At 53.5% G+C, this 13,315-nt stretch carries 15 protein-coding genes and 1 tRNA gene; 11 read left to right on the forward strand and 5 right to left on the reverse strand.

Features of this window, described 5'->3' with window-relative positions; genetic code table 11:
• Positions 1-18 precede the first annotated feature (18 nt).
• The 3 genes from ACOBR2_RS07110 to ACOBR2_RS07120 all read left to right on the forward strand — a co-directional run bounded on the left by ACOBR2_RS07110 (position 19) and on the right by ACOBR2_RS07120 (position 1,565).
• A complete protein-coding gene (locus tag ACOBR2_RS07110; protein WP_420239335.1) occupies positions 19-498 on the forward strand; it encodes a Dps family protein in 480 nt (159 codons plus the stop codon).
• Between the two features lie 65 nt (positions 499-563).
• Entirely contained in the window at positions 564-1,172 is a 609-nt protein-coding gene (locus tag ACOBR2_RS07115; RefSeq protein ID WP_420239336.1) for an FMN-dependent NADH-azoreductase, read from the forward strand.
• A gap of 12 nt (positions 1,173-1,184) precedes the next feature.
• Complete coding sequence (locus ACOBR2_RS07120; protein WP_420239337.1) at positions 1,185-1,565, forward strand: VOC family protein; 381 nt, start codon at positions 1,185-1,187, stop codon at positions 1,563-1,565.
• Between the two features lie 15 nt (positions 1,566-1,580).
• On the opposite strand, the gene ACOBR2_RS07125 is transcribed toward ACOBR2_RS07120, so the two are convergent.
• A complete protein-coding gene (locus tag ACOBR2_RS07125) occupies positions 1,581-2,504 on the reverse strand; it encodes a helix-turn-helix domain-containing protein (RefSeq protein ID WP_420239338.1) in 924 nt (307 codons plus the stop codon).
• A gap of 148 nt (positions 2,505-2,652) precedes the next feature.
• Here ACOBR2_RS07125 and ACOBR2_RS07130 point away from each other — a divergent pair, with 148 nt between their 5' ends.
• Positions 2,653-3,234, forward strand: a complete 582-nt coding sequence (locus ACOBR2_RS07130; RefSeq protein ID WP_420239339.1) for a DNA-3-methyladenine glycosylase I — start codon at positions 2,653-2,655, stop codon at positions 3,232-3,234.
• 932 nt (positions 3,235-4,166) lie between these two features.
• Here ACOBR2_RS07130 and ACOBR2_RS07135 read toward each other — a convergent pair.
• Positions 4,167-4,844: a recombinase family protein gene (locus ACOBR2_RS07135; protein ID WP_420239340.1), complete on the reverse strand. Its 678-nt coding sequence runs from the start codon at positions 4,842-4,844 to the stop codon at positions 4,167-4,169.
• An 85-nt stretch (positions 4,845-4,929) separates the two neighbouring features.
• Between ACOBR2_RS07135 and ACOBR2_RS07140 the strand changes: the two genes are divergently transcribed.
• The 3 genes from ACOBR2_RS07140 (at position 4,930) to ACOBR2_RS07150 (ending at position 8,388) form a co-directional block, all read left to right on the forward strand.
• The gene (locus ACOBR2_RS07140) at positions 4,930-5,232 is read left to right on the forward strand and encodes a hypothetical protein (RefSeq protein ID WP_420239341.1); all 303 of its coding nucleotides are present in this window, start codon (positions 4,930-4,932) and stop codon (positions 5,230-5,232) included.
• 558 nt (positions 5,233-5,790) lie between these two features.
• The gene (locus ACOBR2_RS07145; protein WP_420239342.1) at positions 5,791-6,750 is read left to right on the forward strand and encodes an IS5 family transposase; all 960 of its coding nucleotides are present in this window, start codon (positions 5,791-5,793) and stop codon (positions 6,748-6,750) included.
• A 630-nt stretch (positions 6,751-7,380) separates the two neighbouring features.
• Positions 7,381-8,388, forward strand: coding sequence for an AAA family ATPase (locus ACOBR2_RS07150; RefSeq protein WP_420239343.1), 1,008 nt, complete (start codon positions 7,381-7,383; stop codon positions 8,386-8,388).
• Between the two features lie 121 nt (positions 8,389-8,509).
• Here ACOBR2_RS07150 and ACOBR2_RS07155 read toward each other — a convergent pair whose 3' ends face one another.
• Positions 8,510-8,866, reverse strand: coding sequence for a hypothetical protein (locus ACOBR2_RS07155; protein ID WP_420239344.1), 357 nt, complete (start codon positions 8,864-8,866; stop codon positions 8,510-8,512).
• Positions 8,867-8,893: 27 nt separating this feature from the next.
• The gene (locus tag ACOBR2_RS07160) at positions 8,894-10,270 is read right to left on the reverse strand and encodes a hypothetical protein (RefSeq protein ID WP_420239345.1); all 1,377 of its coding nucleotides are present in this window, start codon (positions 10,268-10,270) and stop codon (positions 8,894-8,896) included.
• Positions 10,271-10,398: 128 nt separating this feature from the next.
• Here ACOBR2_RS07160 and ACOBR2_RS07165 point away from each other — a divergent pair, with 128 nt between their 5' ends.
• The 3 genes from ACOBR2_RS07165 to ACOBR2_RS07175 all read left to right on the forward strand — a co-directional run bounded on the left by ACOBR2_RS07165 (position 10,399) and on the right by ACOBR2_RS07175 (position 12,220).
• On the forward strand, positions 10,399-10,614 hold the full coding sequence (locus tag ACOBR2_RS07165) for a helix-turn-helix domain-containing protein (protein ID WP_420239346.1): 216 nt from the start codon (positions 10,399-10,401) through the stop codon (positions 10,612-10,614).
• 152 nt (positions 10,615-10,766) lie between these two features.
• Entirely contained in the window at positions 10,767-11,018 is a 252-nt protein-coding gene (locus ACOBR2_RS07170) for a helix-turn-helix domain-containing protein (RefSeq protein WP_420239347.1), read from the forward strand.
• A 125-nt stretch (positions 11,019-11,143) separates the two neighbouring features.
• Entirely contained in the window at positions 11,144-12,220 is a 1,077-nt protein-coding gene (locus ACOBR2_RS07175) for a tyrosine-type recombinase/integrase (RefSeq protein ID WP_420239348.1), read from the forward strand.
• Positions 12,221-12,283: 63 nt separating this feature from the next.
• Here the strand turns inward: ACOBR2_RS07175 and ACOBR2_RS07180 are convergent.
• Positions 12,284-12,358, reverse strand: a tRNA-Asn gene (locus ACOBR2_RS07180).
• A gap of 272 nt (positions 12,359-12,630) precedes the next feature.
• On the opposite strand from ACOBR2_RS07180, the gene ACOBR2_RS07185 reads away from it, so the two are divergent.
• Entirely contained in the window at positions 12,631-13,233 is a 603-nt protein-coding gene (locus tag ACOBR2_RS07185; protein WP_420239349.1) for an HAD family hydrolase, read from the forward strand.
• Positions 13,234-13,315 lie beyond the last annotated feature (82 nt).

Consider the following 13,315-nt stretch of genomic DNA (forward strand, 5'->3'; position numbering starts at 1 on the left):
TCCATCGACCTATCACGTTTGAAATCGCAGACGGACCTATCTCCGGCTGCTGTTGCAGCAATCGATGAGGCGCTGCAACATTTGCTCGCTGACGTCTTTGCGCTCTATATCAAAACGAAGAACTTTCACTGGCACATACATGGTCCACACTTTCGCGAGTATCACTTGTTACTCGATGAGCAAGCTTCTGAATTGTTCGCAATCACAGATTCCATCGCCGAAAGAACACGCAAGATTGGTGGCACCACTCTTCGATCCATTGCAGATATCGCCAAGTATCAGCGACTGCTCGACAACGAAGAATCTGCGCTCACATCTGCAAGCATGCTTGAAGAGCTTGCAGCCGACAACCGATGCCTGACCAAGTTCATGCGCTCTGCACACGCACTTTGCGATGAGATGCAGGATGTCGCAACCGCCAGTCTGCTCGAAAGCTGGATCGATGAATCGGAACGCCGAACATGGTTTCTCCATTCCACTTTAGCCAATGCGAATTGAGGTCAATTCGCAGCATTAAAGGATGGTCACTTCTGACGAAATCCTTACACCACGGGAGAACAAATATGAACCAAATCCTCATCATCGAATCGAGTCCACGCGGCATTGAATCTGCCAGCAGAAAGCTAACCGCCGTATTGATCGAGCATCTGCATCGTACATATCCAGACGCCAACTTCATTATCCGCGATCTCGCGAAAGAGCCACCTCCACACTTGACTCTGGATACAATCAAAGGCATTTCAACAAAAGACGCAGACGAATTGGAAGCCTTGCGACCAGCACTCGCGCTCTCGGATCAACTGACCGACGAACTCCTCGCTTCAGACATGCTCATCATTGCTTCTCCGATGTGGAACTTCGGTATGCCCTCGCAACTCAAGGCCTGGATCGATCACGTTGTCCGCTCGGGTCGCACCTTTCAGTATGCAGGCGCGGGTGTAGATGGCCTTGCCAAGGGAAAACGCGCCATCCTCGTGCTTGCTTCGGGCGGTGTCTTCACAGAAGATCCATGGAAACCCTGGGATACAGTCGAACCCTATCTTCGGCAAATTCTTGGCTTCATCGGCATCACTGACGTGCAAACAGTACGCGCACAGGGCACGAACATTCCGGCACTCGCCCCGAATGCGATCCTCTCCGGTGAAAAAGCCATCGCCGCGCTCACACTCTAAAGGAGACAGTTCATGGTCACGCACATTATTCTCACTGTCAGCAATATCGAACGATCACTGGCTTTCTATGAAGCGGCCCTTAAGCCAATTCACGTGAAGTATTTCTTGCCCTATCAAGGCTATGAAAACCACGAAGACCTCTGGGGTTTCGGGGATAGATGTCGTGCTTTCTTTTGGCTCAGGCAAGGAAAACCCGACCCAGACTCAATTCATTGGGGCTTTATGGCTGCAAGCAACGAGGAGGTCGAGGCGTTTTATCAGGCAGCACTTGCAGCCGGTGCCAAAGAAAATATCTCCCCCCGCATGCGTACCGAATACACAGCGGATTACTACGCTGCCGATGTGCTTGATCCAGATGGTTATTCTTTTGAAGTTGTCCATCGGAAATGGTAGTTGAAGACTTACTTGCTACTTGGAGCTGCGCCGCCAGGCGGACGGTGAAGTGCCAACATGGCGCAGAAACATGCGCGTCAAATGGCTTTGATCGGCAAATCCGCAACTGGTGGCGATCTCACTGAGAGTCGCGCCGCTTTCGAAGATCGTGCGTTGCGCCAGCGCAATTCTGCGCTTCAGTACCCATTGATGCGTGGAAACGCCGAGCTGTGCCTTGATGCCGCGCGTCAGGGAGCTTACGGAAGCGGCGCTGGCTTTCGCAATCTTTTCAAGGGTCAGGTTCTCATGCAAATTCGCTTCAATATACTCAAGCGCATGGCGCAACTGTCGCACGCTAAGACCTTGTTCTTTTTCAGCAACCTGTTTGCTGAAGACTCCATACGCCATCGCGACATGATCACGCACCGAGAGAAATAGTGAATCAAGATACAGCGCATCATGCTCTTGCGGCCGCTCTAACACTGGTAGTGTAGCTTGCATCAGATGCAGCATCACGGCATCATACTGCACACTCTCTGCATCATCTCGAAAGGCCATAAAACGACTGCCGCGTTCCATGGCAAAATCCTGAAAGCTCTTGAGCGGCAGATAGACACATACATGATCGAATGGATCACGCAGATCCGCAGACCACGATTTACGCAAGTCATAGAGCGCCAAGGCTCCCGGACCCGCCGCAGGCCTACGCTTATGCTTGCCATCGCAAAAAACATTAATCGGCCGAAAGGGCATTAGTTCCACGCCCACCATTACCTGATCTGCTTGCGGTGTCGGCTCCAGCAATCCAAGGTTTGGGCGGTCATGGCGGTATCTGGCAAAGAATAATGGCTGTAGCGCGCGGCGCTGTAGCGTGCGGACCTGTTGCTGCTCTGGTCGGCTTTCACTCACAAAGCCTGGCCGCTCAAACGATTCGGGGAATGGAATCGAGTTGCGCATCATCTTGTTCCTCGATGATAACCTGAGCGTCTTTCTCCAAAAACGTGAATTTGTATAATTTCCTGTGCCTTCACCGTGACCGGAATCTACAAGACATCTCTCATGGCTAACCACTTAAACTATCCCTGACAGATTTATCCTGGGAGCACAAATGAACGTCAATCACATCGAACGCTGTAGTTGGGCCGAACACGACCCGCTCATGCAGGATTATCACGACTCCGAGTGGGGTATGCCTGATACTGATAGCCGTTCCATCTGGGAGTGCCTTGTCCTTGAGGGCTTTCAAGCCGGGCTTGCGTGGGTCATCGTTCTGCGTAAACGCGAAGCCTTCCGTGCAGCCTTCAAGCATTTTTCGCCGGAAGCTGTCGCCCGCTTCACAGAGAAAGACGTTGATCGACTGCTTCTTGACCCTGGCATCATCCGTTCTCGCGCAAAGATCAATGCCACCATCCAAAGCGCCCGCATCTACCTCGATATGCAACAGTCCGGGATGAACTTCTCCGAATGGGTGTGGAGTTTCGTTGACGGCAAGCCTATTCAGAACTCCGGCCCGGTGCCAGCCAGCACGCCCCTCGCTGAAAGAATATCCAAAGAACTCAAGCTCCGTGGTTTCAAATTCGTCGGCCCCGTCATCGTCTATGCGTGGATGCAGGCCATCGGCCTCGTCAACGATCACGCACTAAATTGCTTCCGGCGCGAATTGTGCACGTCAAAAATACAGCGAATGTAGCCAAGCCCAGCCGCCGCCATTGACCACTTGATCAAACCAGGGCGCATCAATTACCACGGCCACGTTTTTTATCATGGCACTATTGCCTGCATTATCACTCAAATATCTGGGCAGCCTACCCGCCGCCTTTATGCTGGCCAAAACGCTCCAGAGATCGATAAAAAATATCCACGATACTACATTAAAGATGATAAAAATATCACACCAATCCGGTTTTGATGTTCTAATTTAGGCATTGGATTCAATGACGTTTATCGAAAAACGAAAACATAGTTATCTATCCAGACGCGACTGGAAACCCAAGAATACGGGATGACGTGGCAAGTCTTTCGCCCAGTGTCACACGCAGCAAGCTCCGCAGATTCGAGCGGTCCCGCCAGAAGCTCTCCCGGTTGGTAGCCAAGAAGTCGGTCCGGATTTCAAAAACTGTGCCGGTCTGAACTTCACGAACCTAGACAGCCCCTATGCTTGTTGGGTGCGCGGTGTTCGGCGCTTCGGGATAGAGTAGAGATTCAGATTGAGCAATTCCATTGAGCAATTCCGGAAAAATCAAAAATATTTTGCCGAACAGCCATCAAAACAGCCATTCGACCAAAAATAAAAATGGCAGCCTTTTGGGCCGCCTCGCATCTTCATGATTTTACTTGATTTTTGGCTCCTCAGGTAGGACTCGAACCTACAACCCTTAGGTTAACAGAACAATAACGCATTCAATATCAACGACTTACGCGGAACGGCTGGCAGCCAAAAGTAGCGTAAAGTATTGACAAGAAACGATAGGCAATTCTTACGATGGGGCAAGTGTGGGGTGAATTGCTCATCCCGCTATCGTCCCACGCTCATGGCTTATCACCGATGAATCCCCGAAAGGCTGCCCTCAAAACAAAAATCTACGCATGGCTGCACATTGCAGCACCCGGCCCGGTTCACACTCAAGAATTGTGCGCAAGTATTCGCTGTACCTGTACCGCGCTCCATTGACCGCCTCGCGCCGTAGAGATTCCACGCCGGTTCAATCCGCTTGCAATTTGCCGTAGAGACGCTGCGCCCTCTGCCTGAATGGTCTGAATGATCGGGGTTAGATCGGCAGCGCGTTTGCAGGTTTGGTCCAAACGGACTTTGGCGCTTGCCTCATTGCCTTTGCTGGCGACTGACTCTATCGCCCAGCGTCGTCCGCCCAGTTGCTTACCTCTGGCCTTGGCAGCGCCCAGAGCGGCTTTGGTGCGGTCACTGATAGCCTTGGCCTCATGCTCCGCCAGAGCAGCCATTACATGAAGCGTGAGCCGGTTCGCTTGTGGCAAGTCCACCGCTTCAAACTCCACTCCCGCCTCCATCAGGTTTGCGATAAAGGCCACGTTACGGGCCAGCCGGTCGAGCTTGGCTATTAGCAGCTTGGCTCCATGAATCCGGCAGAGGGCCAGAGCACGGGCCAGTTCCGGGCGGTCATTGCGCTTGCCCGACTCGACTTCTACGACTTCTTCCAACAGTGCCCAGTCCCCGCCGTTAAGGTATCCGGTCACTGCCGCCCGTTGCGCTTCCAAGCCAAGCCCAGAGCGGCCCTGCCGAATCGTGCTCACTCGCAGATACGAAACAAATTTGCCAGTCGCCATTGGATCGCCTCCGTTACAGCAGGCTCTACCGACGTAGTGGCAGATGTAACAGCGAAAAGACAAATGCCCGATCCCACAAACGCCGATGCGCCTCAATACTCCGCAAAAATCCGGCGCGACGCTGTATGCCCCGAATTTGCGTGAATTTGCAGCGATGACAAGAAATGGGACGGTTTCTGGCGCACTGAGAGCAGCAAGCGGCATTTCCGGCCCCGCAATGGGCATTCAAGCAAACGAGCGAAGTCGAGAAAATGGCGTTTTGATGGGAGGGGTTTTCGGCCTGGGGTTGAGCGCAACTTTTTCGGCGGAACCGGGTTTATATCGACGTGGGCAAAATGTGCTTACGGCCAGCAAGGATGAATTATCCCGAACAGCCCGCCAAGAATAAACGAGCCAACACGGCGTCTTTCGCACTGCTTTCAATCAGCACACTTTACGGTGAATAGTTTGTTCACGCGAATACTTACTGCGGTCGATTCATGCCTTTTTATGGGCGAAAACCGGCGATTAAAGGCTTCAACCAGAGGGTACGGATTTCTCAATGAAGCTACCCTCCCGGCACTCGGATTTGCATTTTTGCTTTTTCCTGTCTCTATCCCTTCTTATCCCATAGATAGGACAGGGAAGATGGTGCGCACATCGCTCTACGCGCGTGGAGTGGCCCCGATACGAATATAAAAATATAGTTCAGAAAAGCGGGTGAAAATCCTGTTTCCACCGTCTAATAGAGTGCATATGAAATATATATAGGCCACCGCAGAACCTCCCTCCCCGCTTCCCAGATAGCTAACCCGTTAAACAATTACGGGGTGTGTGGCACTCTCCCTCTATATATACCTCTTCTCTATTCTCAACCTGTACAAGCTGGGATTGCTTTAAGGAGACTCTGCACAAGTCCCAATACTGCATTCTGCTTGGATAAAATGATAAGTAGAGGGCAAGGGCGATGCGGCAACGAACACTGGCGTCACAAGCGAGTTTTGAGCAGTATGGTCGCAAGGGCAAGCGGGAGCTTTTTCTGGATCAGATGGAGCAAGTGGTGCCGTGGGCGGAGTTATTGGCGCTGGTTGAGCCTCATTATCCCAAGGCTGGCAACGGCCGCCAACCAGCAGGCTTGTCGATCATGCTCCGCACGTACTTCTTGCAGCAGTGGTTTGGTTTTTCAGACCCCGGAATGGAAGAAGCTTTCTATGATTCGCCCGTGTTGCGGCGCTTCGCCGGAGTTGATCTGGGCCGTGCCTCCGCGCCCGATGAAAGCACCATTCTGCGCTTCCGCCACCTGCTCGAAGAACATGAGTTATGCGGCCAGATACTCGATACGGTGAACCACTTTCTAGCCAGCCGGGGCATTCGCATCGGCACGGGAACCATCGTGGATGCAACGATTATCAACGCTCCGAGTTCGACGAAGAACTCGACCGGCAAGCGCGATCCTCAGATGCACCAGACCAGGAAGGGACAGCAATGGTACTTCGGCGCGAAAGCGCACCTTGGCGTTGATAGCAAGTCGGGCATTGTGCACTCAGTCGGCACCTCTGCGGCCAGCGTGGCGGACAAACATATGCTGCCTGACTTACTGCACGGCGCAGAGAAGAAAGTCTGGGGAGACGCAGGCTATCAAGGACAAACCGAGGCAATTCATGCGGCCGCGCCCGGGGCGCAAGATATGACCAGCCGCCGCACCAAGTTCAAAAATTATGTAGACGAAGAAGCCAAGCGCAAAAATACGACCAAGGCCAGAGTTAGATCGAAGGTGGAGTGGTGTTTCCGCATTCTGAAGCGCGTTTTTGGATTTACCAAGGTGCGCTATCGTGGCTTAAGGAAGAACCACGAGTGGCTTTGCGCGGCCTTTGCCCTGGTTAACCTTTACCAAAATCGCAAACGGCTGGTCGCGCTGGGGGCGTAGTGTCTCTGGAGGCCGGAAAACGGCCTCCAGAGACAAAAAACAACCACGTAGAGCCCGCGCCTGGATGCAACTGAACCCGCAATTCTGGCTATAACTGCTTCCGAACCCATTGCATTGTAATTACACCGCAAAATCGTGGGTTGTGCAGAGGCTCCTTAAGGGTTCCATATAGAAAGGCGCTCTATGCCTACTAAAGAGCCGTGTGCTCTGATCCGTGCTCCGCCCCGCCACTGGGATGAGCAGACAAATCAACTTCAAGGATGAATTAAATGAGAAAGTCTCCAATCAGCACAACGCGCCGGATGGCGCTTTACGACTACTACCGGGACCGCCGGAACGCCTATCAGAGGAAGGCGTATCAGATGCTCGGCAGCAGATGCGTACTCTGCGGCTCAACCGATGGGCTGCGGCACCGATTCACAGATCGGGACCACCCGCTCACCAACCGGTATCAAACCAACCCTGTAACCCTCTACCGCAAAATCTGCAATGAGTCATCCGTGCGAACTGCCGTTTGTCTCCTTTGCCGAGAGTGCCGTGTTGCCCATCGTAGCGTCGGACAGCCGATAGAGAACGCCGCAACACCAGGCTATAAACCCCTCAATCACTTTGTGAATGAGGTAACGAAAATTGACTGAAACCGTTAAACCTTGCCCTGATTTGGTTTGCCTAGCCGACGTACAAGCCCGCCCGGTTCCGTGGATGTGGAAGGGGTATCTCTCCTTCGGAATGCTTGCAATGCTCTCTGGCGATCCCGACTCTGGGAAAACATTCATTGCGCTTGCTATTGCAGCGGCTCTATCCAACGGTCAGATTCCCGTGTCTGGAGAGACCTGTACGCCGGTCTCCACACTTTACCTGTCGCAAGAAAATGCGGCAGAGTACGTCATCAAGCCGCGATTCGACGCATTGGGCGGAAATTCCAAACGCTTTCATTTACTGCGGGGAAGCGTGCAGGGAACTGGGGCTGACGCCGCGAGAGCAGGCATTACCTTGAAAGACATTGCCTTGCTCGATCAAGCGATTTCCCACACTCATGCAAAACTCATCGTTATCGACCCGATCCAGTCATACCTTGGCGCAGACGTAGACTCGCATAAATCAAACGAGACTCGTCCGGTAATGGATGGGCTGATAGCTTTGGCGGAAAGGCATGATGCGTGTGGGCTGATAGTCAGGCACCTGAGCAAAGCCTCTGGCGGAAGGGCTATTCATCGTGGGTTAGGTAGCATTGACCTCACGGGTGCCGTTCGTATGGAAATGATTGCCGGAAGTGCTCCCGGCTGTCCGAATGACCGCGCTCTGGTGCAAATCAAAAACAACGTAGGCCCACGCGCAGAGTCCTTGGGATACGAGATTGTTGGCGAGGAAATGAATGCGAAGTTGGAATGGCGCGGTAAATCCCAACTGACTGCCGATGATCTTTTGGCACCAGACGCGAATGCTGGCGGCAAGTCTGATACTGCTGAGGCTGCCGATTTTTTGCTGGAGCAGCTAATGCGCGGTCCGAAAGCCCAAAAAGAGTTGGCAACTCAAGGCGGGTTTTCCGAACGCACGCTGCAAAGAGCATTTAAGAGGCTTCCGGGAAAGCGGTTCAGAGATGGAGAAAGCGGCCCGTGGCTCTGGGGTCTGAACTAACCATACCCGACAAATAGCCGCATCCCCGTCAACTCTGTGTGTTGACGCCTATGCAGTGAATTGTCGTCTATGCTTATCAAACCACCACCAGGCCACAAACCCCTCCCACAATCAAGGCAGCTTACTTCATGGCAAAGTAGAACGCTATGGAAGAAAGAAGGTACATCAGCAACGGGAAGTTCGACACGATGTCTTTTCGGGTGGCGGAACCGTAAGGGGCCATCCACACTTCGCCGATGCCGTAGTCCGGGATAGAAACGTATCCGCCAGCGGCAAACCCGATAAGGGCCAGAATGATATTTGGCTTCAGCCAGAGGACCATGTGCCGAAATCCAAAGGCAACGGCAAGTCCCCACAATAGACAAAGAGGAACCGCCACTGCCGACGGCGTGGAATAGAAAACATGACGGCTCAGTGCCCAGCCGATTTTGCGGCCAACTAACGGCGCAGCGATACCGCATATGAAGAAAAAGAGCACGGTCTGATTCCTATCTGGGCTTGCGGGTTATTGCTGCATTGCGCGTGATTGAACAATTCCGTACACGGGTTTTATAGATTGTCCCTTTGCTGTGACGGCTTCAACTTCAATCCCTTTGGGCGTGAAACGCGCGTTGAATGTTTGGCCAGCGATCAACGACACACACTTGGACCATCTCCACGCCTTATCGCATTCGATGATGTACGCATTGCCGTCAGACGCCTCTATGAGCATCATGTTCAGCATATGCGGCCAGCGGATTGTGGTGTCGTAAGAATTGCAGTTCATCTGCATACTGGAGTTGGTCGTTCCATTCCCCCATGTCGTATTGCCCGCCGTATTTGCCGTAGCAAACGTGTTTGCTGTACCGGAAATGCTGCAATTTGTATTGGCGCTATTGCCGAGTTGTTGCGTGTAAGGAACTGATTGCGACTGCAAGACTCGGATGGTTAACAGGTCAGCCGGTAAGTCACCGGGGCGGTCAAAAAGCGCAGCATCTATCGCCGGGTTAACTGCATAATCAGTTATTGTTATGTCGGATGTGACGCCTTGCGCTGTAACGTGTCTCTTGAACGGGTAGACCAGACCACTCACAGTCCGAAAGTCCGAGAATTCGGCTACTGCATCCCCCGAACGCGAATGATCGACGGCAGACAAGATTCTGCCTGTTTGCGGGTCAATTTTCCAGACTGTATCTCTTTGAGTTCCGGTAAGTGTGAGCCTGATTGCCCTGACTGCGACGTTGCCTAACTGTTCTTCACCCGCATATGTAACGCTGAATTGGTCGCTGTGCATGGCAATATAGGCAAGATCGAATTTCATTCCCTCGCGGATAGAAGCGAGATCGTCTCCAGTCACCAGCGAAGTGTTCTTTCCTATCCGCCTATAGCTAGTGTCATGCGTGACGACCTGAATGTAAGGCTCTGCGCCCGGTGTATTCCCGCTCATGTAGGAATCGTTGGGAAACACTCGTATTTTTTCCCATTCAAGAGTCGCGGTTTTTCCTTGAGTGGTACGGACTTCGCTGCTCTTGCTGCGAATGGCGCTTATGGATGCGATTGTCTCGCGTGAGCCAAAGGCGTTAATCGCTTTCTGTAGAAGCGACCTTGCCTCTGTGTCCGGCGAAACCGCCACGGTTGGATGTTCGCCTGCCCCCATCGCAGCAATCATGGCATCTAGGACCGATTCTCCGACGCCTGCCTTTTTCAACTCAATCAGCGATTGCGGGGACGTGTCGAACTTCACGCTCCCCTGCTTAATGGTGAGCACGATTGTTTGCTCTCCAATGCCCGACTTGACCATATCGAGCACGTCAGAATTGGTCATCAAGCGGCGAGAGTCTTGTCCAAGGGCCATCATCGAGGAGACCGCGAACAGCACAAAAGCTAGGACAGTTCTTTTCATGGCATTCCTTTCTTGCCAGTGCCTCGTATTTGCCTCAGACGCGCGCGGAGACGTGCGCCGTTTGGCTCATATTGATCGACTTAGCCTAAAGGCAAACTTAGCCGTTAGGATAAACCGACACTTGAGGAGTGGCAATAGATGTGTCCGTGCGGCTGGGCCGACGAATCCGGGAACTGAGGACTGCGCGGGGATGGCATCAGGCGTATCTGGCTGAATTGTCTGGGCTTGGGAAGATTTTCATCAGCCAGCTTGAGAACGGACGCAAGCAAGCCTCCATCGGGACAATCGACGTTCTGGCCCAGAGCTTTGAACTGACCATCTCCGACTTTTTACAGGGCGTATAGCGCCTCTGATTCACCCTCCCACCAGGCCCCAAAACCCCTCCCAACCTATTTCAAACGTGCTCAAGCTGGCAAACGCCAACAGAGAACCGTAGCCGCGCGGTCGCTACCGCCCTGCGTTCCGGCAAGCCTTGCTTGGGTGCATGGGGCAATTCATGGATAAACACATTACATTTGGCTCCGCCGATTCTCACCGCGATAATCTGCCGGAGTTTGAACCACTCCTGACCGCTGAAGAGGCCGCAATTCATCTGCGCATTCACGTCAAGACGCTGCAAAAGCTGGCCCGCGAACGGCGGGTGCCGGGAATCCGGCTGGGCAAATACTGGCGCTTTCACCTCTCCGCGCTTGACCAATGGGTGCGGGCACAGCAAAATCTATGCAGCCAGCCGCTTCGCGTGGAGTAGAGGAGAACGCCTTGACCTTTACGCGAACACGGTATCAGAACGGAAGCATACGGAGGGTCTCTCGCACGTCTGGCGCGGATGTTTGGGAATACCGCTACCGCAACCACGCGGAACCGGGAAGCCCCATGCGGCAGATAACGCTCAGCACCTTGGAGTATCCAACCGAGAGAAAGGCTCTGGTCCATTTGCAGGAAATGGTTCTGCGCATCAATGGGCCGGAAGCCTACCGGGCACAGAACACGCCCACGCTTGGACTGGTAATTGACCGATTCATCAAGGATGAGCGCATCGAGGAGATTCTGAAACAGAAACCAGGGGAAACGACCATCAAGGACGGATTCTCCTACAGCACGGCGTCCGGTTATCGCAGCTACCTCAACAACCACATCAAGCCGCGTTGGAGTAGTAAACCGCTGGCCGTCGTCAAGCCGTTGGAAGTCTCCGAATGGCTGAAGGCTTTGCCCCTATCGCCCAAAACACGCGGACAGGTACGGGCGCTGATGCACTTGCTGTTTGAAAAGGCCATGCTGTGGGGATTGATCGACCTACAGCGCAACCCGATTGAACTGGTCAAACTGAAAAGCACGAGCCGACGGCAGAGAAAACCGCAGATCATCGCGCCAGAAAAGTTTCAGGAACTGGTGGCCGTTCTGCGAGAGCCGTACAAGACGATGGTGATTGTAGCGATGTGTACCGGACTGAGGGTTTCGGAACTTCTGGCCCTGCGCTGGGAACACATCGACTTCAATACCGGCGTGATGGCGATTCAGCAGGGTGTCGTCAATGGGCGTATCGGCAAAGTAAAAACCGAAGCGTCTCAAGACGAGGTTCCGCTTGATCCTGCATTTGCCGCTGTATTGAACGACTGGAAAGGCAACCGGACGGAGGGGCTGGTGTTTCCCTCGCACGTCACGGGAGGCTGCTACTACGCGGGCATCATTCAGCGCCAGATTCTCAGGCCCAGAGGTAAGGATGTGGGGATTGAGGGGCTGGGCTGGCACACCTTTCGGCACACGTACCGTTCGCTACTGGACGAGACAGGCGCTCCGATTGGCGTACAGCAGAAGCTGATGCGGCACAGCAACGTCGCAACGACCATGAACGTATACGGCAACAGCACCCTGCAAGCCAAGAAGGACGCCAATTCCAAGGTTGTTCAGATGGTGATGAAGCAGGAAACGCCTTTGGCAGTTGCAGTGTAGGTGTTAGCGTGGGGTTTTGTGGGGATTGTGAATCTGAGGAAATGCTCTAAGTTATTGATTTATTGGCTCCTCAGGTAGGACTCGAACCTACAACCCTTCGGTTAACAGCCGAATGCTCTGCCATTGAGCTACTGAGGAGTGATTGGCAACAACTTGTCTTAATCAAAAGTATCAAACCACGAGCCTGGAGTCAAAACCCTGGAGGGCTGAAATGAGAAAAGTTGTGAAAATCTCTGAAAAAACTTGAGATGCAGCCAGGAAGGACGGAGGGAAAGTCGCTGGGGGTGGTCTGCGATACCCTGAAGGAAAGGCTTGTGCGTCCTGGTTGCAGCTTCTGAACGTGGGCTGGCTATCGTGCGCCGCCCGTTCCATCGAATCTTACCCCTTTGCGAAGGAGTTTTCTCATTCCCATGAAGCTGCAACTGCCTGCGGGTGATTTCCGCGCCTATCTGTTTGACTGCGACGGCACCATCGTCGATTCGATGCCTCTGCACTACCGCGCCTGGAGCCGTGCGCTTGGCATGTGGGGCTGCACCTTTGACGAGGCTCTGTTCTACGCCTGGGGCGGCAAGCCGGCTTCCGAGATCATTGCCGACCTGAACCAGATGCAGGGGCTGAAGATGCCCGTCGAGCAGGTGGCTGAAGACAAGGAAGAGATGTACTTTGAGATGTTGCCGTCGCTCGAAGTGATTCCGGAGACGCTGGAGCCCATCGAGGCACAGTACGGAAAGCTGCCTTTTGCGGTGGTCTCGGGGGGACGGCGCAAGTCGGTGATCAATGCGCTGACGGCGGTGGGGCTGCTCGACAAGTTTCCGGTGATTGTGGGCGCTGAGGATTACACGCGCAGCAAGCCTGCGCCGGATCCCTATTTGACCGGAGCCGCGCGACTGGGTGTTGCCCCGGAGCATTGCCTGGTCTTTGAAGACACGCTGCTCGGCATCGAAGGCGCGAAGGCTGCAGGGATGGCATCTGTGTTGATTCCCAGCCCGCAGGAGCGCGCAGCGGAAAAGTAGCGCAAGGGCTAGAGCGAAGCAGAGCTGCTGTGTTTTTTGCTCAAAAAACTACGCAAAAAGGCCGCACGTCAGGGAAGTAATC

The organism is Telmatobacter bradus, assembly GCF_048629425.1.
Classification (GTDB): domain Bacteria; phylum Acidobacteriota; class Terriglobia; order Terriglobales; family Acidobacteriaceae; genus Telmatobacter; species Telmatobacter bradus.

Bases quoted from the DNA above. Each gene is read 5' to 3' on its own strand.
- ACOBR2_RS07140 (WP_420239341.1), top strand. From the start codon at position 4,930: ATGCGCCTCAATACTCCGCAAAAATCCGGCGCGACGCTGTATGCCCCG.
- ACOBR2_RS07130 (WP_420239339.1), top strand. From the start codon at position 2,653: ATGAACGTCAATCACATCGAACGCTGTAGTTGGGCCGAACACGACCCG.
- ACOBR2_RS07145 (WP_420239342.1), top strand. From the start codon at position 5,791: ATGCGGCAACGAACACTGGCGTCACAAGCGAGTTTTGAGCAGTATGGT.
- ACOBR2_RS07125 (WP_420239338.1), bottom strand. From the start codon at position 2,504: ATGATGCGCAACTCGATTCCATTCCCCGAATCGTTTGAGCGGCCAGGC.
- ACOBR2_RS07135 (WP_420239340.1), bottom strand. From the start codon at position 4,844: ATGGCGACTGGCAAATTTGTTTCGTATCTGCGAGTGAGCACGATTCGG.
- ACOBR2_RS07185 (WP_420239349.1), top strand. From the start codon at position 12,631: ATGAAGCTGCAACTGCCTGCGGGTGATTTCCGCGCCTATCTGTTTGAC.
- ACOBR2_RS07115 (WP_420239336.1), top strand. From the start codon at position 564: ATGAACCAAATCCTCATCATCGAATCGAGTCCACGCGGCATTGAATCT.
- ACOBR2_RS07160 (WP_420239345.1), bottom strand. From the start codon at position 10,270: ATGAAAAGAACTGTCCTAGCTTTTGTGCTGTTCGCGGTCTCCTCGATG.
- ACOBR2_RS07120 (WP_420239337.1), top strand. From the start codon at position 1,185: ATGGTCACGCACATTATTCTCACTGTCAGCAATATCGAACGATCACTG.
- ACOBR2_RS07170 (WP_420239347.1), top strand. From the start codon at position 10,767: ATGGATAAACACATTACATTTGGCTCCGCCGATTCTCACCGCGATAAT.
- ACOBR2_RS07175 (WP_420239348.1), top strand. From the start codon at position 11,144: ATGCGGCAGATAACGCTCAGCACCTTGGAGTATCCAACCGAGAGAAAG.